Below are 21983 nucleotides of genomic sequence, written 5' to 3' on the forward strand. Positions count from 1 at the left end.
CCTCAGCGGGCACTCGGTCACCTCACCCCGGTCCAGAACCTCAAGGACTGGTACGCACAACACCCAGAGTTGTTCCGTAAACAGGTATACGACCAATCAGGTCGTGACAATTAGGCAAAGACGAAGCCACCGGGTTTAGCCAGGAGGTTGCACGCAATCCCTTGGCGAATTGTGCGACTCGCCGGCGGGCCGGGTCTGCGTGCAAGCTCCGGGTTGGAATTCCTGGCTCCTGTTCCGTTTCGGGTTGAACGAGAATCTCCCGGTGCCACGGATTCTCTGCGGTAGACGCGCTCAGGGCGTGGCCCAGAGATGGCTTGCCGGAACCGCTCGGTCGGCGTGTGTGTGGCATATGAGAATGCGCCACTGCTGAAAAACCTCGGGGGGCGGTACTCACGGAGGAAAGCTGACCTGACGCAATACCGTCCTTCCTAGGGGGAGCGACCGCAGCCGCCATCGTGTGGCGCGGGTGGAGCGCGGCGCAACCGGCTTTTTCCGTGTCCGGCGCCCATTCCTCCACTCTCCCCCGCGCGCCGAGCGTCGTTTCCATCCGCTCTCCATGTGCTTGAATCAGGTCTTCAGGAGCCCGGTCATTGACTACCAATCATTGGTTTGAGGGGAGCGGCGAAGCATGGCTTGGAAGGGAAAAGCGGCGCACGTACCCGGTGATGACGCGCTTAGGCACTTTCTGGTCTGCGCGCAGACGTTGAGCTTCACGCGGGCAGCCGAGCGGCTGAGGATTTCCCAGCCGGCGCTCAGCCAGAAAATCGCGAAGCTGGAGACCTCTGTAAACGCCCAACTGTTCGAACGTACCACTCGAGGCCTGAAGCTCACGCGTGCCGGCAAACGCCTGCGCGATGAGCTTGCCGAGCCGTTCGCGCGCATTGATCAGGTGCTCGCGTCATTTCTCGATGCAGCCGGTGTCAGACAGGACGAGATAAGCATGGCATCGGTGCATACGCTGTATTCCTACCTGCTGCCTCACCTGTTGCAGGCGTTCTCGGCTGAACACCCGGACGTGAGTTTTCAGATGAGGGCGGGCAGCAGCCAGGAGGTGGTGAAGCTCGTCACCGACGGCAGTGTCGACTTCGGGATTCTCTACGGCAATCTTCTTACCGACGAGCGGGTCGATACCGAGCACCTGTACACGGAACGCATCGTCGCCGCGTTCTCCGAGGATATTCCCCAGGCCAGCAGTCTGCTCAACCACCGAATCCTGCCTGTCGAGACCCCGCTACTGCTATTCCCTCGTGCTTTCGCGCTGCGACGCTTGGTAGACCGTGCCTTCCGGGGTGAGGTGCTGAATATCCGTGCAGAGATCGACACGCTGGATGCGATGCTGAGTGCGGCAACGCTTGGCCTGGGTGTCTGCATGGTGCCCGAGTGCGTTCCCGTGGCGTCCCGCTTTCCGAATATGCGCACGGTCTCTCTCGCCAATCCGCCTTTGCGGCGCGAGGTCGTGCTGGTCCGGCGCCCGCGATTCCCGCCTAGGCCGTTGTTGGCGAGCTTCCTGCACGCCATTCGTGACGCGGCGACCCGTCTGGATACGCCGTAGACGGACATAAGAGCGGCTTATTTCCGCCATTGGTTCATTGTCCTTCTGAGCGTTACGGCGCCCGCCTACAGTGATCCGTGCTTACACAAAAAAAGATCGACAGGAGGAGAGAGCATGAGATCACTACGTGGTGCAATAGGCATGCTGATGCTGGCCATCGTGGCCGGCCCAGCGGTTGCGAAGGACTATATTCTCGCCACCGCGTCGACCACCGGCACGTTTTATCCGGTCGGGGTCGGAATTTCCCGCATCGTGACGGAATCTCTGGAGGACGCTGGAATCCGCCTTCAGGCGGTCAGCTCTGCCGGGTCAGCGGAGAACGTCCGCCTTCTGAAAAAGGGCGAGGCGGATTTCGCGTTCATCAATGGCTTCTTCGCGGCACAGGCGTATAGCGGCAAAGGGCGTTACGAACAACGTCCGGCGAAGCACCTGCGTGCCGTCGCGTCTCTGTGGCAGACGGTCGAGCACTTCATCGTCCGCCACGATCAGGTGCAGCAACGCACGCTGACGGACCTGGCCAGTCTCGACGGTCGATTCTCGATCAGCCAGCGCAATAGCGGATCGGCAGGCACCGGGCTCGCCATTCTCGATGCGCTGGAGCTCGAGCGCGGGAATGACATTCACCTCGAATGGCTTTCCTACCGTCAGTCCGTGCAAGCGATGCGCAACGGCCGACTCGCCGGAGCGAACACGCCAGGGGGCGTGCCGGTAGCAGCGGTCACGGAGGCTTTGGCCACCATGGGGCCCGAGGCGGTCTCGATACTTCGTATCAGCGATGATCAGTTGCGCGCCATCGACACCGCATACCCGGGTGTGTGGAGTCGGTTCGTAATCCCGGCGGGCACTTATCCCGGCGTCGACGAGCCGGTCCAGTCAGCCGGTGTTGGGACCGTTCTCATGGCGAATCGCGATGTGCCTGACAGGGTCGTCCGACAGGTTCTGGGCGTCATTTTCGATCGCCTCGGAGCCGTGCATGAAGTTCACCCGGCTGCGAAGGAAGTCACGCTTGAAACCGCTCTCGATGGCATTGGAACGCCTCTGCATCCGGGGGCAGAGGCATTCTATCGGACGCGGAAGCTGACGTTGCCCAGGCGGCTTCTCAGCGCCGACGCGCAACCGTAGCTCCTTGCGTGAGGACGAATAGATGAGTGACTCCCACGCAACGCCGGGTGTTGCGCGTGCCCCATGGCTGAGCGTCATGGCGACCGCGGCTGCGGTCGCCCTGGCCGCCTTCGAGTTCTACGCAACGTCCATTGCCTACGTGAGCCAGCTCCACTTCAACGCGGTGCACGTGTCGCTTCTGCTCGCAATCGGGTTTCTCATGGTACCGCCGGGTGGCCGTGCCGGCATCGGGGTCACTTTCGCGAGCGTTGCCCTGATGATCGGACTGTACGTCGTCAAATTCGAAGAGGCGCTGTACGCCCGTGGCAGTGTGATGTCCGTTGGAGACATGGTGGCCGCTTCGACCGCCATAGCACTGGTTCTCTTCTCTACATGGCGCGCGGCCGGCGCGACCATACCCATTCTCGCCATCGTGCTCATCGGGTACGTGCTCGGTTTGGGGGCGTTGTTACCCGGGGAGTTCGGTTTTCGGGGAGTGAGCACCGAAACGTTCCTTTACCGGATGTTCTGGCAGGGCGAAGGCCTGTTCGGGCTTCTGACCACGATTTCCGCGAGCTACGTGTACCTGTTCGTCCTGCTCGGCGCCCTCCTGGTGGTCTCCGGTGCCACGGATTTTCTGCTGCAGGCCGCTCAGCGCGTTGCCTCCAGACTGCCCGGCGGAACCGCCCAGGCGGCCGTGGTGGGGAGTGCGCTGATGGGGTCGGTGTCAGGAAGCGCCATTGCCAATACCACGGCCAGCGGAACGGTCACCATCCCGATGATGAAACGTTCGGGCTATTCGGCGCCTTTCGCGGCCGGAGTCGAGGCGAGTGCCTCAACCATCGGCCAGCTAATGCCCCCGGTGATGGGCGCCGGCGCGTTCGTGATGGCCCAGTGGACCGGAACGCCGTATGCGGAAGTGATTGCGCTGGCCGCGATACCGGCGCTGCTTTTCATGTATTCACTCTCGCTGGGCATAGCGTTGCATGCGCGCCGGCATTGTCTCCGGCCCTCGGTTGACCTGTCGCCGATCGATTGGCGTCTCGGCGTGCCATTCGCAGCGGGCGTCTCCACGCTGGTCAGCCTCCTCGTGATCGGCTTCACCGCCACGTACGCCTGCGTGCTGGCCTGTGGCGCAACGATCATCGGTAGCTGGTTCGGTAAACGGCCTTTGGGGCCGCGTCGGTTGGTGACGGCTGCGACGGAGGCGGCCAGGGGCGCCATGGCGGCAGGCCTTGTTCTGGTATGTGCCAACCTGGTCGTGGGCTGCCTCAATCTCTCCACGAAAGGTGTCGTGCTGGCCGGAACGCTCGTCTCCGTCGGCTCGCACCACGTCTTTCTTCTGGTGGTGGTCGTCGTCGTGGTCTCGCTGGTGCTGGGAATGGGCCTGCCGGTGGTGGCGAGCTACGTCATGGTCGCCGTGGTGGCCGGGCCGGCATTCGCGGAGTTGGGTGTTCCGCTTCTCGCCGCGCATCTGATGATCTTCTGGTACAGCCAGGACGCGAACGTAACCCCGCCCGTGGCGTTGACTGCCTTTGTCGCGGCCGGATTGGCCGGGTGCCGCCCCATGCCGGCGGGGCTCGAAGCCTGGCGTTTGTCCAAGGGACTGTACCTCATTCCTTTGCTGTTCCTGGACGGTGACCTGCTGCTCGCCAATGGCTGGCCGGCGGCGGGCGAAGCGGCGGCCCACGGACTGGTTGGCCTGACCGCATTGGGTGTCGCAATCCATGGATACGCGGCTATGCCGGTAGCGTGGCCGTGGCGGGTCGTGTTGGCCCTGCTGGCTTTCATGTCCGTGGCGGCGCCCGATGACTACCAGCGAGGGGCGAGTGCGGTGCTTGTCCTGATCATGATCCCGATGTTCACGAAACTGCCCGGCGCGGAAACCGGGCGGTGGTTTGGAGTGCGTCAAGGAGTCACGAAATGACGACCAATCAGAACGCGAAATTCTCGTCTGCCGATTTCGACAAGACGCCACCGGCGCTCATTCCCCGCGTGCCGGATCGCCTGGTGCACAGGAACGTGCTCGCGACGAACCGGGACGGTTACTCGGAGGAACGGCGCCACCCGGTTTCGATCGTCGACCTTCCGACACGAACCATCAGCATGACCATCGGCGGGCTTGCCCCGGGCGGCAAGACGAACATGCACCGACATACCTACGAAACCGTGCTGTACGTCCTCAAAGGCCGTGGATACAGCATTATCGAAGACCAGAAAATCGAGTGGGAGGAGGGCGATGCCGTATACGTGCCGGTATGGGCCTGGCATCAGCACTGCAACGCCGATGCCCAGGCAGAAGCGACTTACGTGGCATGCGAAAATGCACCACTGTTGCAGAATCTAGGCGAGATGGCGCTTAGAGAGGAAAGCTGACCAGACGCTACACGCCACACGCGATGGATGGGCGTTGTCAAGCGCAACCCACCATATGGGCTTCCGTAGCCGTTGGTGTTCCGGTGAGCGGCCGACGCTTTCGGCCGCTCCCGCTCCACGGCGGATTTCGTCGCGGTTCACAGGTACCAACCTTTCGACAAGTATTGCCCTGTCTCAGTGTTCGTCAGCGCCTCTGTTCGCTTCGACACGCCTTGTCGGCACGCCGCCACAATAGGCTTGCGGCACCCCGAGTCGGTGACCTCGACGGTCAGGGCGCGAGAAGCGATGTGTAGCAAGGTGGACATGAGTGACGAGCAACGCCGTCCACAGGCGCGCTGACGAACGCCCGAAGGGCGCCGTTGTGCGGCTCGTCGGTGGCGTTGCGCTCGCTTGACGTGATCCTTGCCACGCCGGCGCTCCCGCGCCTTGCCGGGGCATCGCACACTCGCCGCAGAGACCTGGCAATACTGTCGAAAAGGTTAGTAGGTATCGATATCCCTCTAGAAACGAGTCAGGAAGAGCGACACGTCGGGGACATAGGTGATCACCGCAAGCAGCGCTAACATGCCCATGAAATATGGAATAATCGCCGCAGATAGCTTCAGGATCTTGACTCCGGATACGGAAGAGGCCACAAATAGGTTGACCCCAAGCGGTGGTGTGCAGAACCCGATTGCGAGATTGACCGTCATGATGACGCCAAAGTGAACAGGGTCAACGCCTACTGCCGTAGCCACCGGCAGCAATAGCGGTGTCAAAATGATGATCGATGCAACCGTCTCCATGAACATGCCTATGACAATAAGAAGGAGATTGATAAACAGCAGGACCACGAGAGGGTTGCTGGATATCCCCGATATGGCTGCAGCGAGATCATTAGGTACCTGAGCGATTGTGAGAAGACGGCCAAATCCTCCTGCCATCACCACAAGAATAAGGATCTGGCCGCTGGTCAATGCGCTCTTTGCCAATATTTTTGGAAGCTCTGATAGACGGATGTCGCGATAAACGAAAACACCTACGATTACCGCATACAGAACCGCAACTCCCCCTGCCTCAGTGGGAGTAAATATACCGCCGTATATGCCCCCAAGAATAATGACTGGAACCAGCAGGGCCCAGATGGAACTGCCGAAACTCCGCGCTACCTCTCGGGAAGAGAAAGAGCGACTTGTTTCATTCAGTTGTACATTTTTTCGCAGAAGCAACCGAGCTGTGGCCATATAGGTCAACGCAAACAGAATCCCGGGTAGTATACCGGCCATGAATAGCTTGCCGATGGATACTTCTGCAGTAACGCCGTAGATAATGAAAGGTATGGAAGGAGGGATCATTACGCCCACCATTCCGCCAGCTGCAGTTAGCGAAGCTGAAAACGCACGAGAATAACCGGACCTTGCCATCTCAGGGATAAGATTTGATCCAATTGCAGCAACGGTAGCGGGTGAGGATCCGGAGATCGCTGCGAAGAAGCAGCACGCTATGACGTTCACATAGGCCAGACTGCCTTTGATGTGACCGACTATTGAATAGGAAAACTCGACAATGCGCCGTGACATTCCCCCTGCCTGCATCAAATCCCCCGCAAGTATGAACAAGGGAACAGCAATCAGCGGAAAGGAGTCAGCCGCGGTGACCAGTGAACGTGCCAGCAACACGACGGGGGGTGATCCGTCTACCAGTACCATCGTCAGGAAGGTCGCAATACCCATTGCAATAGCTATCGGTATGCTCAGGGCGACAAGGAGAAACATGAGGCCAATTGTTGAGACAGCGACCATGGATAGCCTCCTTAAATGGCGTTCTCAGGAGATTGGCATGATCGCCAACAGTTCTGTATCACTCGTAGAGCCCCTAGTGCTGCGCCAAACGGGGCTGAGGCATAATAAACAGGGATGGGCATCTGCAAGACCACGGAGACCTGGCTTCTGACCATGGGGTTAAGCATCAAATCGACGCCATAGAGACTTATCGTCAGCAAGAAAACAACCACCAACAAGCGTGCCAGAAACTGATGAACACGCTGCCAGGACTGTGGAAGCAGGTCCGCTAGAATAGTTATTGTGATGTGTTTATCCTGGCGAAAAACGTAGCTCACTGCCACCCAGATAAACCATACGAAGACCCAACGGATGAGTTCTTCGCCCCATGGCAGTGAAGATTCGAAAGCATACCGCGCGGTGACGTTTACACAAACCAATATCACGATCACCGACAACAAGATGACCGACAGCAACTCTTCCATGTGCTGATCTAGCCAGCGCATCATCGTCATGAGCCCGCTCCGTCTGGATTCGTGCTGAAAGACGCCGCGAGCCAGCGCCCGCGGCGTGCAAGAACGAATATCTATTGATCGGACTGGTCGTCGATGGCCGCCATCCAGCTGTCGAACACTTTAGCACCGATGCCATCGCGATATTCGAGATTGACCTCGTTGGCAATCTCGGCAAACGCCGCATATTGTTCATCGGTGAGCCTGGTCACTTCGACGCCGGCTTCCTTGATCATCTCGAGGTGCTTGTTGTTCTCTTTTTCGACGAGGTGATGATCAAACTCTATGGCGTCGTTCATGGCCGTTGTCACGATTTCTCGTTGTTCCCGAGGGAGAGAGGCGAAGAACGGCTTGGATATGGCAGGGATATAGGCAGTGAAAACGTGACGTGACAAGGTCAGGTAATCCTGAACTTCGTGGAATCTCTGAGTGTTTATAATGGATAACGGGTTTTCTTGACCGTCTATCACGCCTTGCTGAAGGGCCGAATAGACCTCACCGAAATTCATCGGCGTCGGGTTTGCGCCAAGGGCATCGAAGGTATCCACGTGGGCGGGGACCTTCATGGTTCTCAGTTTGATACCTTCGAGATCGGATGGCTCGTCGATCGGCCGGGTACTGTTGGTGATGTGACGCATGCCGCTTTGCAGCCAGCCAAGACCTACAAGCCCCAGTGGCTCGAGGCGATCAAGGAGTGCCTGGCCTTCGGGCCCTTCCAATACTTGCAGGGCGGTTTTCTTGTCCGGATAGATATAGGCCAACTCGACGACCCCAAAGGCCGGGTCCCAGTTCTCATAGATAGAAGACGGGGAGACCGCCATTTGGAGAATGCCTGTTTGCACGCTCTCAATCATCTCCCGGTCCGGGCCCATTTGAGAGGAGGGAAAGATTTGAACATCGATCTCTCCATTCGAGCGTTCCTCGACTAATCGCTCGAATTCGTGCATGGCACGAGACATGTGGAAGTTCTCATTAGCGCCGTGACCGAGCTTGATCACCGTCGCAGCTTGGGCGGGTAGTGTGCCGAGAACAAGCCCGAGGAGTAGCCATTTCTTGCACATATCTCAATCTCTCCGTGTCTATTTAGAGGAGTTATATACAAACTGGGATCTGGTATTCCAGCTTGTGTTTCCAATGTGAACGGGCGGGGACGGGTTTGTCAAGGAGTGATCGCCGGGCGGCACGCATGTCCCGAGTATCTCACCCTCAGGTCTGCTCAGTGGCAGTCGTCGAACGCATGGGGGTGGCGATATCGGGCGTGCGGGATAGCGGGCGGAGAGGCGTTGTGTCGAACGGGTGCACCCCTCCATCCGCCAGCACGGAGGTGACACCTGGAGCGGATCCGCAGACGTGGCCGTACGGATGTATGTGTCGGTGGTGTGGCAATGGGTAGATACCAGAATCCGAATGGAAAACCACTGGGTGAGGGGGCGTCACCAAAGCGGGCGCACCGCCGGCGGGAATGCAGCCGTCAGCTCCGACACATGTCGGTGGATCAGGGAATCGTCTGAAGGGTGGGTTGTTCGCGTTGTTCGTCGACGCGGTTGGGTCGTTCGCCCCTGGAAGCAGTGGTCGTACGCCGCGGCGAGCGTGAGTCGCTGGTGTCGGTGAGCACGCGGCGGATTGCGGTGCCGTAGATCGTTGTCGCGCCCGCCAGGGCGCTGCTGATGACCTATCGACCCCATCGCGAAGGGCTGTTCGATCATGGCCGGCGTCAGAAGGCGGGCAAGCGCCCCGCCGTCCCATTCTGACGCGTACTCGCCGGTTGGCGGTTGTCGCCGGCGACCGCTGCATCCCTTGTCGCCGGTGGCCGCGCCGTTCGCCGGCAGCGGCGGCACCCATCCATCGATGACCTGTTCGGCCGGTCCTCCCGACTGACGCCGACGTCGACGAATCTTGACAATCAAAAATCGGGGTGGTTACTGTTGATATTGGTGTCTGGTACACCAGTTGAGAGCGCCATCACTCGAACACCAAGGACGAGGCGGACAAGAGGACAGCAGGTGCCATGGAATCCAAACCCAAGGTGGTAATCACCGACTACGACTTTGATGACGTAGAGATCGAACGACGCATCCTCGAGGAGGCGGGCGCTGAGGTCGTGGCATTACAAGCCAAGTCCGAACAGGACTTGTTGGCACACGCCCGCGACTGTGCGGCCATGATCAATCAGTATGCCTTCATTGGCGCCACGACTATTGCGGCTATGGAGCAATGCCAGGTCATAGCGAGATATGGCGTTGGAGTCGATATCGTGGATGTCAAAGCGGCGACCGATAAAGGCATTCTGGTAACCAACGTGCAGAACTACTGCACCGAAGAGGTCGCAGACCATGCGATCAGCCTGTGGCTAGCTCTGGCGCGAGGTCTCTTCCCCTACAATGCAGCCACGCACAATGGGGTCTGGCGCTGGCAGTCGGCGGCACCGCTCTACCGCGTTCGCGGCCAGACGATGGGCATCGTCTCCTTTGGCGCGATCGGCCAGGCCATCGCTAGACGGGCCAAGGCCTTCGGTGTCCATGTCGTCGCTTTCGATCCGTACCTCGAGGATGACGCCATCGAAGCCCATCAGGCACGCAAAGTCAGCAAGGCGGAGCTATTGGAGCGGTCTGATGTCGTAATGATGCAGGTTCCGATGACCGCCGATACCTATCACTTCCTCAGTGAAGATGAGCTTCGTGCCATGAAGCAGAGTGCGTTCGTCATATGCACGGGACGCGGACCGACGATTAACAACAAAGCCCTGTACAAGGCCCTCAGTGAGGGTTGGATTTCCGGCGCGGGCCTCGATGATCCGGAGGAGGAACCGGCAAAACGCGAGAATTGGATACCCGATCAAAACCCACTCTTCTCGTTGCCCAACGTCATCGTCACACCCCACGCGGCCTACTATTCAGAACAGTCGATCGAGGCCGCCCGTACCACGGCCGCTCAGGAGGTGGCGCGTGTCCTGACGCGTCAGACACCGAGAAATCCAGTCAACCAGCTTGATACGCTGTCACGCTAATAGGAGAGTCGTCATGCTCAAGAAATTCAACGACTTCACACGCCGTCCGGAATTGCTCGCAAAATTCGATCACGCTCTCGAGTACTATTCTGCATCAGCCGTGTTTGCCGACTCCCAATATCGTACGGGGGTGATGGATAGCGCGATCAAGCCGGCATTCCGAGCTAAAATCTGCGGTCAGGCGATTACAGTGCAGCTATCGAAAGGCGATCTGGTAGATCCGCTGAAGGCGCTGGAAATGGGCGAGCCGGGCGACATCATCGTAGTGGATGCAGGTGGTGATCCCAACACTTCGGTGTGCGGTGGTCTGATGGGGGCGCTTGCCCAGAATCGGGGGATCCGAGGCATGGTGGTCGACGGTGCTGGTCGTGATACGGACGAGCTCGAAGACATTCAGTGGCCGATCTGGACCCGAGCCATCACCCCGCGTGGAACCCACACCATGTTTTCGCAGCGCAAGGATGAGTTGTCCATCAATGTGCCGATCGCGTGTGGAGGAGTGCCGGTCAATCCGGGGGACTTCGTCATCGCAGATGTGATGGGAGTGACAGTAGTGCCGATAGCCAACGCCGAAGAGGTCATTGATCTGGCACTGGAGCAGGCGGAGCGTGAAGAAGCGACGCGCGAGTGGGTCAAAGAGGGCAAAACCGTCGAAGACCTGCTGGCAGAGTTCGGACGGATCTAGCTTGCGCTGACCGGCGTCGAAGGGGAATGTCAACGTCTGGCGTAATATTGATCGATGTTGATATAGAGGTAATCGATCGCTGTGAGAGTCCCATCGGGATTCTCACGGTTGAGGGTACACTGAACAATTCTCATTAATTACTAGCCGATCAGCGCGTTCGCGCATGATCACCGCAAGTCAAAGGTCGATATAGCTTTGCCATCGCTACACCCTATTCTCGCCGCCAATAGATGTTGTGCTTGGGTATCGAGTCCTAGGGTCCCCGATTGATGAGCAATTCGGAACGACAATGCTACCGTGTACTGAACGGTGATGGCGCTATTGAAGAGCGGCGATGCGGGAAGGGTGGTGACGAATTTTCCCCTGGCATTTGATGTTCTAGCGGATGTCTGTGTGTGCTATCCTGCCTCAGTAAGCGTTCCGTGCTGGTAAAGCCTGGAATTCACTATCTTTGCTGTCACGTCTTACCCAATTTTTTGCTAGCAAGAGTTCCCCTTTCCCAGGCAAGGGGGCCTTACGACATTGCCTCGCGCCAAAGGAATCGAACACGGAAGGTGTAGGTGTGCATGCGCAGCACGACCGTCCATGCCCGAGGTCGCACGACGCCGCGTATCCGCAAGCGAATCCCGCGCTCGTCGTTGTTGGAAGGGAGTTGGCACGTAACCTGTTCCGGGCTACGGTGCGGAAGTGAAAGCGCCGTGAGATGGTCTCGATTGCTCGCTCCGCCTGCAACGAATGGCGACGACGCTGGCGCGGGCGCAGGATATCGTTGTGGTGGCGCTGCGGCGAAGCGTGTGGTCGGGCCTCTCGATGACCTGCTGGTGGTCGTGCGCCAGTTCGTCGATCCGTCGCGTTGCGCGCGGTGCTCGACCGGTTGCTGCGCGGGCCATGGCGTCTTTCGGCTGGTTGACGCGGTGCCCGGGCCAGAGCCGCCCAACGCTGGCCGCGAAGACGTTTGGAGGCTATATATGCTCGGGTACGTCCGTGTCGACATCAAGCACCTCCTGCAAATGCCCGATCAGAACAAAGGGCAGTACCTGTTCGTGGCCGTCGACCAACCTGGCCGTTTGCTGTACGCGGCGCGATTTGACGGTCGCATCGACGGCATTCTGCGTGTGACCCGCCTCGATGCAGCCATGAGCCTTGAGCAGATGCTGCGTGACTACAGCCCGCGACATCCCGCAGCATGTGTAGCATCGACGAACGCCAGTGCAGACTCTCGAGTCCTGGCAGCGGAACCGGCCTGATCTATTTCGAGTGCGGGTATACGATCACTCATCACTCAAGCCTTTACACTTGGACGACATGGAAACACAGATGCAAGATTTTGAACGCCCGCCTTCACTGACCTCGGTGGTAACCGAGCACATCAGGAATATGATCGTCAGCGGTGAGCTCGGTCTCGGCACATCGATCTCGGAACGGGGCATATCATCCATGCTCAATGTGTCCAAGACGCCAGTGCGTGAAGCGTTGACCCGACTCATGCACGAGGGGCTGGTGACAATTGTACCGCAGTCCGGCGCCCGCATATTCACCCTTAGCGCGAGGGAAGTGCGGGATATCTGTACCTTCCGACGAATTATCGAATTCGCAGCGTTGGAGCTTGCCATCGAGCATGATCATGAAGGCTTGGTTAAGGTGCTGAGGCGTATCGTAGAAGGAATGCAGCGGGCACATGCGGCCGGTGAAATTGTGGAGTACTTGAGCTTGGATACTGATTTCCACATGAGTTTTTTTGATCATTGTGGAAATAGCTACTTGAAAAACTCTTACTCTCAATACGTGGGGAAAATTGCAGCACTGAGGACGCATCTATCGAGCAAGCCGGATCACACGCGCCTTTCACTGAAGGAACATGGTGAGATATTGGATGCTGTCGTCCAGAAAGATATCGACAGTCTGAAGAGGTTGCTGGACGAACATATCGGCCGAACCCAGAAGACTTACGAGATTGGTGTCGAGGATATCGCTAATAGTTGATTCCCTGCTCCAGAACGTTTGTCATTATCCGTAACATGTTTAAGATTGATCATTTTTCGGGTTGCTAACCTGTATGGCTTTTGTGCAATAGGTTCCGGGTAGGGTTTTCGGGTCTTGAACCGCGAACCGAGGCCTGCGGTTGGGCCGTGTATGCGGCTTACCGACACATGGTCCTTCGCTCATGTCAGCGATGGATCTCGCCGCTGACCGAGACCTCCAATTTGTACGAGATTGTAGATGGCAAAGTCGAGCTTACCCCGATTTCGGCCGTGGGAAGAGTGACGCTGGCGTGGCGGATCGATGACGGTGCTACTCACGAATTCCGAAGTGCCGGGAACTTGCGGGTGTCGTAGCCCTTGTCAGCGTCCAGCAAGCTCCCGGAGGCGAGATCGCACGCATCGAGGTATCGAATCGGGGATGGCCAACCGAAGAGCACACTCACTCGGGATGCCGTCTAGGCGTCAACGCAAACGAGCGCCTCAGTCACCGGATCGATCTCGGCCAGCTGCGACGCTCGAGGAGAGAGCTACGACACCGAAGTGTCGTAGCTCGATGATGGCTTGAAATCCGATGGCCCAACGTAAAACCCGCCCAACGAAGCTGGATTAATCGGCCTTTTCAAGCTCGGAAAGGTAGACTTGCATGAACTCATCAACGACATCCGGATGCTTGCCGCTGACGAGGTTGCCGTCCACAAATGTGTCAACAGCCTGATTGTCTTCGATCTGGACGAGGCCACCTGCATTGCGAACGTCGGAGAGAATATTGTGGGCCGCGGTCACCTTCTTTCCCGCTAAAAGGTCAGGCGCGGCTGTGAAGAGCCAGAGCGAGTGGCAAATGGTGCCGACCTTTATGCGGTCAGTCTCGACGACCTTACGGAGAAATTCCACTGCGGGTGCACTTGATGTGCCGTCTGGATTGACCTTGGTGGTGTACCTAAGGCGATCCATCGCATAGCCACCGATGAGGATGATACCGTCAAATCTGGACAAATCCACTTTGGTGATGTCGGTGCGAACGACTACTTTGTGCGTGAAGTCATTGCCGGTGAACGTAAGTTCCGGTTTATCCCACAGGTATGACATGAAGACGATTTCGTAACCATGTGCGGGAAAGAACTCTTGGAATTTGATCAGTTCAATCTCATCGAAGTGAGATTCCACCACGACGCCAATCCGCCCCTTCAACGGTCCGGAAACCTCGGGAGTTTCTCGTGTTACTTCCATTTCCTGACCCGCTGACCCGGCCAACGGGAACGCGAAAGCTAGAAGGGTAAGCAGCGCGAAAACAGTGAGTCTTTTCATGCCGATTGTCTCCTTTGTGGAACGATGCAGACGTTCTGTCGTCAGAAAAGTCGGAGCGATTGGCTATCTCGCAGCCAGTCTGACTTTGACCCGGATGTCGCCATGCTTCGGTGGAAGGGAGACAGTGAGCGCGTTCGCATCGAAGTTCTGGTAAGGTTCTCCGTCGAGCCAAACTTCGGAAATTTTCACCTCTCCCTTCGGAAGAATATCGGGCTGTACGCGCAGAAGATTGTCGGAAAAGGCCCCGTCAACCGGCCTGAAGTAAAGGTCCAGAGGCTCCTTCCGAATCAACAGCTTGCCGTAAACATTTGATAGGTAGGCCAGTTCGAAGGCATGATAGCCGGACATTGCGTGACTACCCTTCTGACGTTCCATGCCGTTGAGGTAAGGCAGACCGTTTGCGAGGACGTTGAAATAGACGCCACCATCCTCGTGATCCAGGAACCATGCATTGTAGAAGGAAAGTGATTCGCGAGCGTGCCTTAAATAGGTTTCGTTGTCCGTCGTGCCTGCCATAATCAAGTAGGCAAGGATCGCCTGTTCCTGCTGCCACCACGCTTTTCTATCGTGAAAGGCCAGGTGATGGGTGTTCGTACCATCGCGCACACTGCGTTCGACGACGTCATACCAGCCGCCACGTTGGAGATCGGCCCCCACCTGCGGCATAACGTCTGCCAGTGTCCTGGCCAAGTCGGAGTATTGCGGCTTTGGCATCAGATTGTTCATGCGCGTCAGGTTCCAGGCGATTTTCAGGTTGTGCCCGACAACTGCCTGGTCCTGCTGCCACTTGTAGTTACGATCAACCTGCCAGTCAGCGAAGAATCGTTCGTTGACAAACGGGCTGTCGTCGGCCGGGAAACGGCTGGCTATTGTGTCGAAGGTATCCTCGAGCATTTCGGCGTAGCGTTTGTTCCCGGTCGCCAACCAGAGGTTAATGAGGTATGCCGGTGCGTGATCGCCAATCGAGTTCCAGTTTTTCTTGCTTTTGTTGTCTGCGAGGGATGCCGAATGCGGCGAGAGCGAGTCGGGATCGATGTGCGAGAAATAGCCCCCGGCTTCTGATTTGTCGCGAAACTTGCTATCGAAGAATGCTAGTGAGCGGTTGATGTCATCAAGAATCGCCGGATCACCACTAATACGATATGTTTGAGTAAGGCCTGCGAGGTCGTAAATTTGCTCGTATAAGGGGATTGCTCCATGGTCATCGGAAAACTGAGAGCCGACTATTTGTTCCGCTTTTCCGTTCGGCGATAGATCGAGTGCATGAAGCCAGTAGACTTCCCCGTTGCTTTCCATTCGGAAATTGTTGCGTAAGTATTGTGTGCCTTTGTTGGCAGCCTTCCAATAATCATCGTTTCCGGTCAGCATATAGGCTGTTGCGAAGCCGTACACGAGTCGCGAGATAGTTGCGGCTTCCTGAAGGCCATCACCCAGCTTCCGGCCTTCTAGGGAAAGGTTGGTCCTGTATCGCCGATAATCGATTTCGCCGTCTCCGAACTGGGATCGAAGGTAGAAATCGGCCAGTTGACTGATCTGATTTTTCCACCAGTTTTTACCTTCGAAAACATATTGGCCATTGGTGGTGGCGGGGAGGACGATGTGCTTGGCTTCGAGCCGGTTGCCGGCTGAATCGTTCGTGGGATAGGTGATGCCGTATACGTAGATGTACCGGCCCGGCACAAGACTTTCGTTCCAGTTGGTGCCCGCGCTTTTGTAGTCTTCGCCCAGGTTTCTGACTCTCTCGGCGTAGACGTTGTTGCCAAGAAGGACGGATATCTCACGGCCACTTCCGGAGCGGATGCGCAACGTACGCGTATCGTGATCGAATGCGGTGATGTAGCCGGCAACGAGGTCGCTGAATGTGGTGCCGGGTGTGAACGAGCTCTCCGTTTTTGCGGCAATGCTGTTGGTAGGGGTGAGTGCGGCGTTGTGATCACCGGTTGAGGCAGCAATTGCACTTGTTAGCATTGATGCCGTCAACAGAATGCTTAATAGGATTCTCGCCACGGTTCCTCCTGATCTGGCGATTAGGTCGGATTTTTCGGCTTCAGTGGGGGCTCCCCCGGAAGAGGGCAGCGTCATTGGATTTCTGGTGTGCAATGCGCCGGGCCCCCGACCGGTGGAATGCGGCACTTCGGGCTGCGTCTGTCATCGGCAACGTGAACTCGGCAGATGATCGGGCCACCGGGCCTGCCTGCACGATGTCGACCATGGGCCTGCCAACCGGGTGCATCGCTTCGAGTCGTTGGGCCGGTGATCCGATGCTGAATCCAGTATTACGACGACGAACGGGCACATCAGTTCCGAGCTATGTGGCGCCCCCGATCATGCCGGCATTACCGCGTAGGATGTACAACCCCCTGGGGTCATTTGTACTTACTCGTAGGCTCCCGCCGAGTACGTCAATTCGTAGCTGTGGCTGTAGATCTCGAGGATGTTGCCGAAGGGGTCCTCCATGTAGACCATGCGATACGGCTTTTCGCCGGGAAAGTATTCACGCACCGGCATGCGCTGCTTGCCACCAGAAGCGACAATGCGCTCGGCCAATCCCTCGACGTCCGGATCCTGGACGCAGAAATGGAAGATGCCGCTCTTCCAGTATTCGAAGTTGTTCTCCGGCCGCTCGGCGTTCCGGAACTCGAATATCTCCACTCCGATGCGGTCGGCGGTGGACAGGTGAGCGATACGGAAGCTTCCCCACCCGGCTCCGAAGACGTCGGTGCACATCACACCGATAGCCGAGTCGTCCTCGCTGATGGTCGTCGGTGGCATGATCAGGTACCAGCCCAGTACGTCGGTATAGAAGGTGACGGCGGCGTCGAGATCGGTCACCGACAGACCAATGTGGGAAAAGCTCCGCGGATAGGTTCCGGTCATGGCGGTTGCTCCGTGCAGTGAGTTGTGCGAGCAGCATAGGCCGGGCAAGGTATAATAAGAACCATGGATGGCTTATCGAGATAATAAGAGTTCGTTATGCTAAATCCGCAGTGGCTGCGCACGTTCACCACGCTCGCTGAATTGGGCAATTTCACCCGTACAGCCGACCACCTGGGCCTGACACAGGCGGCGGTGAGCCAGCACGTGCGTCATCTGGAGTCACGGTTGGGGCGCCTGATGATCCGCCGTCCACGTCGGCTCGAACTGACACCGGCAGGACACGCCTTTCTGGCTTACTGTCAGGAGGTCGAGCAGGCCGACAGGCGCCTGCAGTTACGGCTTTCGGAAGCGGATGCCGAGCATGGCGAGATCAGTCTGATCAGTCCCGGCAGTATCGGTTTATCCCTCTACCCCGAGCTGCTCGACCTGCAGCGGGCGCGCCCCGGGCTGGTGATCCGCCATCGCTTCGCTCCGGACGATGAGGTACTCGACGCCGTGCTGAACAACCGCTACGAACTGGGCCTGGTCAGCCTCAAGCCCGAAGACCCGCGGCTGGTCGCGACGTTGTTTGCTGAGGAGCCGCTGGAGCTCGTCGTGCCGGTTCGGGAGGAAGTACATGAATGGACGGATCTGCAGCGCCTGGGCTTTATCGATCACCCCGACGGGCAGGCGATGGCCACCCGCCTGTTGAGCCGGTGCTTCCCCGGTCATCCCGGTATCCGTAGCCTGCCGCTGCGTGGCTTCAGCAATCAGATCGGCCTGATTCTCGAACCGGTGGCCCGCGGTCTGGGTTTTACCGTGTTGCCGTGCTATGCGCGGCAGGCCTTCGCCCGCCAAGAGGAGATTCGGGTGATCGAAGGCGGTGCGTCGGTGGTCGATACACTGTGGCTGATCCATCGCGCCGAATGGCCGCTGTCCAGCCGTGCCCAGTTCGTGTTGGAGCATCTGCGGCGCAAGGGAAAGTTCCAGAACCTCTAGAGCTTTGGGCCGTCAGTCGACAACGAAGCCGCCGGATTCGGGATTCCTGATTCTCGTTCCGTTTCGGGTTGAACGAGAGTCTTCCGGTGCCACGGCGTCTCTGCTGCAGGCCGATCAGCGTTTGGAACGTGAGTCCAAGATGCGCGGTGTACGTGCCGGCATGGGCCTGGCATCAGCACTGCCTGCCGGTGACAACGACGATGCGACGTATGTGACGCGCCACTGCGGCAGAACCATCGGGGAAATGGCGCTTGGAGAAGTGGGATACGCATCATTCATGATGGATGGCGTCATTGCGCGCATTTATCACGTCCGCAGCCTTGGGCGGGGCCACCCATCATCATGAAAGCGGCCGCAGTGGTCACGGGCAAGGCGGGTGGAGCGAAGCGCAATGCGCTTTTGTGCCTTTGTATTCGGTCTCCGGGTTTTCCGGCGTCGCCGCTCGGACACAGGTCGCGGGTCCGCCTGGGCCATGGTCTTTGCCGGACGGTCGTCTTGCGCCTTTCCGCACCTTCGTTGGCCTGCTAACTTGAGCGCGTTCTTCCGCTTGGCGCCCGTAGCCGGGGACGGGGCCGGCATCGTGAAAGGAGCTCAAGATGTTCAAGGCTGTCAGTATCGGTGTTCTGCTCTCCAGTGTCGTGTTCCTCCAGGGTTGCTCGTGCGACGAGGGGGAGAGTGTCTCGGAGTGCGTGATCGACGAGGATCCGTCTTCCACCGCCGAGGTGTTCTACTTCAACCAGATCACCGACGACGGCGGTAGCGACGAGGACGAGATCACCACCGAGCTATTTGCCGGCACGGAGTCGGATGCCCTCGTGGAGGAGCGTGCCTATACCACCTCCGGTGACGTCGACGGTGTGGACGTGGATCTGGACGAGCCGGACGAAGACGACATGGCGGACGTCGCGTTCACCGTGCGGCGTACCGAGGATTCGTTCGAGTTCATCTCCAACGAGGTCGCCGAGCTCGAGGAAGGGGCCGAATACACGTTGGTGGCCATGGGGGATATCGACGAGACCACGTCTCTGCGCCTGGCGGTGCTCGAGCGTGAGGAGCAGTCGACCGCCTCCGACGAGGTCAACGTGCGTTTCGTGCATGCCCTGTCGGATCTGGATGCGTCGTCTCTGCGACTGGATGTCCTCGACGATGGCGATGAGTTGGTCGAAGACCTCAACTACGCCAGCGAGAGTGACCATGTCGCCCTGACGCCGTCCGCTGACCGGATCACCGTGGACCTGCGGAACAGCGATGACGACGTGATCGCCAGCCCGGGCTGCGACGTCACCACGGGCCGTACTTACGAGGCGATTCTGACCTACGTGGATTTCGACGGGCGCAACGAGGACGACATCCGGCTGTTCTGCCACGAGATCTAGAGACCACGAGCCTGTGGAGCGACCGTTGCCACGGGGCGAGGGAAGCCATCGATGATCGACATCCTCGTATGGACACTCGTCGCCATCGTGGCCACGGCCATTATCTGGAAAGGCAGCGGGTTGCTGGAACGCTCCAGCGAACGCCTCGCTGTCTACTACGAGCTGCCGGATATCGTTCAGGGCGCCATCGTGGTGGCGGTGGGATCCAGCTTCCCCGAACTCTCCACGACAGTGATCTCCACGCTGGTGCACGGTGAGTTCGAGCTCGGTGTCGCCGCCATCGTCGGTTCGGCGCTGTTCAACATCCTCGTCATTCCGGCTGTCGCGGGGCTGAGCACGCGTGAGCAGCTCCGCTCCAACCGGGACCTGGTCTATAAAGAAGCCCAGTTTTACATGATCGCGGTGGCGGTGCTCACGCTCACCTTCTCCTTCGCCGCGATCTACAACCCCGTCGCCGACGGCCAGGGCATGATCCGGGGCGAGATGACGCGCGGGCTCGCGCTCATGCCTGTTGCCCTGTATGGCCTGTACCTCTTCGTGCAGTACCAGGACACCATCGATCACCAGGCGGAAGTGGACGCCACCGGTATCCGCCCGGGGCGCGAGTGGGGCGTGCTGGCGCTGTCGCTGGCGATCATTGTGGTGGGGGTGGAAGGGCTGGTGCGCGCCGCGCTCAGCTTCGGCGACATATTCGGCACGCCGAGCTTCCTCTGGGGTATCACCGTGGTCGCCGCCGGCACCTCGATCCCCGATGCGTTCGTCTCCGTGCGGGCCGCCCGTCATGGCCGCGGTGTGACCAGCATCGCCAATGTACTCGGCAGCAACACGTTCGATCTGCTGGTCTGCATTCCCGCCGGCGTGCTCATCGCGGGCACGGCGGTCATCAACTTCTCGGTTGCCGCCCCCATGATGGCTGCACTCACCGCGGCCACGGTGGTGCTATTTCTCATGATGCGGACACAGATGGTCCTATCTCGGCACGAATCGGTCATGCTACTCGTGATCTATGCGGCGTTCGTTGTCTGGATCGCGGCGGAAATATTCGGTGCCGTGGACTTCGTGCCGAGTCTGCCGCCGGCCGCGGGTGCTCATGGATAGGCCGGTGGACGCTGGTTTGACCGTTCGGAACGGGCTCCTCTAGTGTCCTGATTCGCAAGTGCCTCGTATCGCCAGCGAGCCGATGCGAGGCAGTTGCCGTTCACCCAAGGAGGTCGCCTCATGCATAGCAAGCCGGCGGATATCGAGCGGCTCGAGCGTCATCGTGCGGACACGAGCGAGTACATGCTGGCCATCATCACCGACGAGGACCAGGCGTCCCAGGTGGACCTCGAGGACGGTCAGGTTGCGTGGCAGTCCACCATCCGCTACGACCGGCTGCATCGCGTCGTCGACCCCACGACCGGCGAGGTGGACTACCGCATCGAGGAGATTCCGCGAGAGGAGGGCGGCGAGTATCGCCTCATCAGCCTGATCGCCGAGGGCGGACGTGGCGCCGAGTTCTCGGAACTGGTGCTGTTCGGCGAGCGGCTTATCGCCTTCGATGATCGCACCGGCCTCGTCTGCGAGGTACGCAATCGCGATCAGCTCGTACCGCGGCAGATTCTCATGACCGGCAGCGGCGACGAGCGCTTCAAGGGGTTCAAGAGCGAGTGGGCGACGCTCAAGGGCGATCGGCTCATCGTGGGCAGCCATGGCAAGAAGCCCGAGGAAGAGTGGATCAAGTGCCTGGATCGCGACTACCGGCTGGAAAGCCATGACTGGCACGAGCGCTACCGCCGCATGCGCGAGGCGCTCGGTGTCGAAGGGACCCCCGGGTACGTGGTGCACGAGGCCGCCGAATGGCACCCGCTGTCCAAGCGTTGGTACTTCTTTCCCCGCAAGATCTCCACGGAACCGTTTGACGAGCCCGTGGACGAACGCGAGCGCGGCGGTAACACGCTGATCGTCGCCGACGAGGCGTTCGAGGATGTCCGCACCGTGACCGTCGGCGAGCGCGTCCCCGAACGCGGCGTCTCCTCGTTCAAGATCCTGCCCGGTCACCCCAACGAGTGCGTCGGCCTTAAGAGCGTGGAGATCGGCGACCGAACCGAAACCTACCTGTTCTGTTTCGATCTCGACGGCAACGTGCTCAAGGAGGATACCTTCCTGGGGGCGTACAAGTGCGAGGGGGTGGAGATTCTGTAGCAGCATCGAATGGTAAGGCCGCATCGGGCGAGCCCTCGTGGCCGTATGACGGGCACGATTTAACGGCGCGCGTAGACTGAGTCGTACCGCACCGAGGCTTTTCGCTATCGTGCCTCTTCCTGTGCGGCTGCTGACTCGTTGGTGTGGACTTGTTGCCTCCGGCTCGCGGCGGCATGACGTGGCGACGTCATTCAAACTTCCGGTGAAGGACTCCCAAGTTCATCAGCCGTGGGCGTAAGTCATTGATGTGCGGGTTGTCCGTTTTCGAGTTGGCACAACCTAGGCCAC

General features: G+C 58.9%; 18 protein-coding genes and 1 pseudogene. 13 read left to right on the top strand and 6 right to left on the bottom strand.

What is annotated here, in order from left to right; translation table 11 throughout:
- From ACPEES_RS21165 to ACPEES_RS21185, 5 genes and pseudogenes are all read left to right on the top strand, one after another.
- Positions 1–114, top strand: a pseudogene (locus tag ACPEES_RS21165) (IS481 family transposase); the annotation flags it as partial.
- Between the two features lie 514 nt (positions 115–628).
- Positions 629–1552, top strand: coding sequence for a LysR family transcriptional regulator (locus ACPEES_RS21170; protein ID WP_435106045.1), 924 nt, complete (start codon positions 629–631; stop codon positions 1550–1552).
- 114 nt (positions 1553–1666) lie between these two features.
- On the top strand, positions 1667–2674 hold the full coding sequence (locus ACPEES_RS21175) for a TAXI family TRAP transporter solute-binding subunit (protein WP_435106048.1): 1008 nt from the start codon (positions 1667–1669) through the stop codon (positions 2672–2674).
- A gap of 22 nt (positions 2675–2696) precedes the next feature.
- Positions 2697–4580: a TRAP transporter permease gene (locus tag ACPEES_RS21180; protein ID WP_435106053.1), complete on the top strand. Its 1884-nt coding sequence runs from the start codon at positions 2697–2699 to the stop codon at positions 4578–4580.
- Positions 4577–5029: a cupin domain-containing protein gene (locus ACPEES_RS21185; protein WP_435106055.1), complete on the top strand. Its 453-nt coding sequence runs from the start codon at positions 4577–4579 to the stop codon at positions 5027–5029. The genes ACPEES_RS21180 and ACPEES_RS21185 overlap by 4 nt, the downstream gene beginning before the upstream one ends.
- A gap of 500 nt (positions 5030–5529) precedes the next feature.
- Here ACPEES_RS21185 and ACPEES_RS21190 read toward each other — a convergent pair whose 3' ends face one another.
- The 3 genes from ACPEES_RS21190 to ACPEES_RS21200 all read right to left on the bottom strand — a co-directional run bounded on the left by ACPEES_RS21190 (position 5530) and on the right by ACPEES_RS21200 (position 8362).
- Positions 5530–6810 carry a TRAP transporter large permease gene (locus tag ACPEES_RS21190; protein ID WP_435106057.1) on the bottom strand — a complete coding sequence of 427 codons (1281 nt, stop codon included), beginning with the start codon at positions 6808–6810 and terminating at the stop codon, positions 5530–5532.
- Positions 6811–6821: 11 nt separating this feature from the next.
- Positions 6822–7304, bottom strand: a complete 483-nt coding sequence (locus tag ACPEES_RS21195) for a TRAP transporter small permease (protein ID WP_435106059.1) — start codon at positions 7302–7304, stop codon at positions 6822–6824.
- Between the two features lie 71 nt (positions 7305–7375).
- Positions 7376–8362, bottom strand: a complete 987-nt coding sequence (locus tag ACPEES_RS21200; RefSeq protein ID WP_435106061.1) for a TRAP transporter substrate-binding protein — start codon at positions 8360–8362, stop codon at positions 7376–7378.
- A 947-nt stretch (positions 8363–9309) separates the two neighbouring features.
- On the opposite strand from ACPEES_RS21200, the gene ACPEES_RS21205 reads away from it, so the two are divergent.
- From ACPEES_RS21205 to ACPEES_RS21220, 4 genes are all read left to right on the top strand, one after another.
- On the top strand, positions 9310–10308 hold the full coding sequence (locus tag ACPEES_RS21205; RefSeq protein ID WP_435106064.1) for a C-terminal binding protein: 999 nt from the start codon (positions 9310–9312) through the stop codon (positions 10306–10308).
- Positions 10309–10321: 13 nt separating this feature from the next.
- A complete protein-coding gene (locus ACPEES_RS21210) occupies positions 10322–10993 on the top strand; it encodes an RraA family protein (RefSeq protein ID WP_435106066.1) in 672 nt (223 codons plus the stop codon).
- 968 nt (positions 10994–11961) lie between these two features.
- Positions 11962–12240, top strand: coding sequence for a hypothetical protein (locus ACPEES_RS21215; protein WP_435106068.1), 279 nt, complete (start codon positions 11962–11964; stop codon positions 12238–12240).
- Between the two features lie 70 nt (positions 12241–12310).
- Positions 12311–12976 carry a GntR family transcriptional regulator gene (locus tag ACPEES_RS21220; protein ID WP_435106070.1) on the top strand — a complete coding sequence of 222 codons (666 nt, stop codon included), beginning with the start codon at positions 12311–12313 and terminating at the stop codon, positions 12974–12976.
- A 605-nt stretch (positions 12977–13581) separates the two neighbouring features.
- Here ACPEES_RS21220 and ACPEES_RS21225 read toward each other — a convergent pair.
- The 3 genes from ACPEES_RS21225 to ACPEES_RS21235 all read right to left on the bottom strand — a co-directional run bounded on the left by ACPEES_RS21225 (position 13582) and on the right by ACPEES_RS21235 (position 17157).
- Complete coding sequence (locus tag ACPEES_RS21225; protein ID WP_435106073.1) at positions 13582–14280, bottom strand: DJ-1/PfpI family protein; 699 nt, start codon at positions 14278–14280, stop codon at positions 13582–13584.
- 63 nt (positions 14281–14343) lie between these two features.
- Complete coding sequence (locus tag ACPEES_RS21230; protein ID WP_435106075.1) at positions 14344–16287, bottom strand: AGE family epimerase/isomerase; 1944 nt, start codon at positions 16285–16287, stop codon at positions 14344–14346.
- A 369-nt stretch (positions 16288–16656) separates the two neighbouring features.
- Complete coding sequence (locus ACPEES_RS21235) at positions 16657–17157, bottom strand: lactoylglutathione lyase family protein (protein WP_435106077.1); 501 nt, start codon at positions 17155–17157, stop codon at positions 16657–16659.
- A 96-nt stretch (positions 17158–17253) separates the two neighbouring features.
- Between ACPEES_RS21235 and ACPEES_RS21240 the strand changes: the two genes are divergently transcribed.
- From ACPEES_RS21240 to ACPEES_RS21255, 4 genes are all read left to right on the top strand, one after another.
- Positions 17254–18135 (top strand): LysR family transcriptional regulator, encoded by an 882-nt coding sequence (locus tag ACPEES_RS21240; protein ID WP_435106079.1) that lies wholly within the window; start codon positions 17254–17256, stop codon positions 18133–18135.
- A gap of 596 nt (positions 18136–18731) precedes the next feature.
- The gene (locus tag ACPEES_RS21245) at positions 18732–19511 is read left to right on the top strand and encodes a hypothetical protein (RefSeq protein WP_435106081.1); all 780 of its coding nucleotides are present in this window, start codon (positions 18732–18734) and stop codon (positions 19509–19511) included.
- Between the two features lie 51 nt (positions 19512–19562).
- Positions 19563–20609 carry a sodium:calcium antiporter gene (locus tag ACPEES_RS21250; RefSeq protein WP_435106083.1) on the top strand — a complete coding sequence of 349 codons (1047 nt, stop codon included), beginning with the start codon at positions 19563–19565 and terminating at the stop codon, positions 20607–20609.
- Positions 20610–20729: 120 nt separating this feature from the next.
- Entirely contained in the window at positions 20730–21695 is a 966-nt protein-coding gene (locus tag ACPEES_RS21255) for a hypothetical protein (protein WP_435106085.1), read from the top strand.
- Positions 21696–21983 lie beyond the last annotated feature (288 nt).

The organism is Arhodomonas sp. AD133, assembly GCF_051195215.1.
Taxonomy (GTDB): Bacteria; Pseudomonadota; Gammaproteobacteria; order Nitrococcales; family Nitrococcaceae; genus Arhodomonas.

What these genes read in the sequence shown, in the direction of transcription:
- ACPEES_RS21170 (WP_435106045.1), top strand. Translation starts at nt 629, where the DNA reads ATGGCTTGGAAGGGAAAAGCGGCGCACGTACCCGGTGATGACGCGCTT.
- ACPEES_RS21175 (WP_435106048.1), top strand. Translation starts at nt 1,667, where the DNA reads ATGAGATCACTACGTGGTGCAATAGGCATGCTGATGCTGGCCATCGTG.
- ACPEES_RS21180 (WP_435106053.1), top strand. Translation starts at nt 2,697, where the DNA reads ATGAGTGACTCCCACGCAACGCCGGGTGTTGCGCGTGCCCCATGGCTG.
- ACPEES_RS21185 (WP_435106055.1), top strand. Translation starts at nt 4,577, where the DNA reads ATGACGACCAATCAGAACGCGAAATTCTCGTCTGCCGATTTCGACAAG.
- ACPEES_RS21190 (WP_435106057.1), bottom strand. Translation starts at nt 6,810, where the DNA reads ATGGTCGCTGTCTCAACAATTGGCCTCATGTTTCTCCTTGTCGCCCTG.
- ACPEES_RS21195 (WP_435106059.1), bottom strand. Translation starts at nt 7,304, where the DNA reads ATGACGATGATGCGCTGGCTAGATCAGCACATGGAAGAGTTGCTGTCG.
- ACPEES_RS21200 (WP_435106061.1), bottom strand. Translation starts at nt 8,362, where the DNA reads ATGTGCAAGAAATGGCTACTCCTCGGGCTTGTTCTCGGCACACTACCC.
- ACPEES_RS21205 (WP_435106064.1), top strand. Translation starts at nt 9,310, where the DNA reads ATGGAATCCAAACCCAAGGTGGTAATCACCGACTACGACTTTGATGAC.
- ACPEES_RS21210 (WP_435106066.1), top strand. Translation starts at nt 10,322, where the DNA reads ATGCTCAAGAAATTCAACGACTTCACACGCCGTCCGGAATTGCTCGCA.
- ACPEES_RS21215 (WP_435106068.1), top strand. Translation starts at nt 11,962, where the DNA reads ATGCTCGGGTACGTCCGTGTCGACATCAAGCACCTCCTGCAAATGCCC.
- ACPEES_RS21220 (WP_435106070.1), top strand. Translation starts at nt 12,311, where the DNA reads ATGCAAGATTTTGAACGCCCGCCTTCACTGACCTCGGTGGTAACCGAG.
- ACPEES_RS21225 (WP_435106073.1), bottom strand. Translation starts at nt 14,280, where the DNA reads ATGAAAAGACTCACTGTTTTCGCGCTGCTTACCCTTCTAGCTTTCGCG.
- ACPEES_RS21235 (WP_435106077.1), bottom strand. Translation starts at nt 17,157, where the DNA reads ATGACCGGAACCTATCCGCGGAGCTTTTCCCACATTGGTCTGTCGGTG.
- ACPEES_RS21240 (WP_435106079.1), top strand. Translation starts at nt 17,254, where the DNA reads ATGCTAAATCCGCAGTGGCTGCGCACGTTCACCACGCTCGCTGAATTG.
- ACPEES_RS21245 (WP_435106081.1), top strand. Translation starts at nt 18,732, where the DNA reads ATGTTCAAGGCTGTCAGTATCGGTGTTCTGCTCTCCAGTGTCGTGTTC.
- ACPEES_RS21250 (WP_435106083.1), top strand. Translation starts at nt 19,563, where the DNA reads ATGATCGACATCCTCGTATGGACACTCGTCGCCATCGTGGCCACGGCC.
- ACPEES_RS21255 (WP_435106085.1), top strand. Translation starts at nt 20,730, where the DNA reads ATGCATAGCAAGCCGGCGGATATCGAGCGGCTCGAGCGTCATCGTGCG.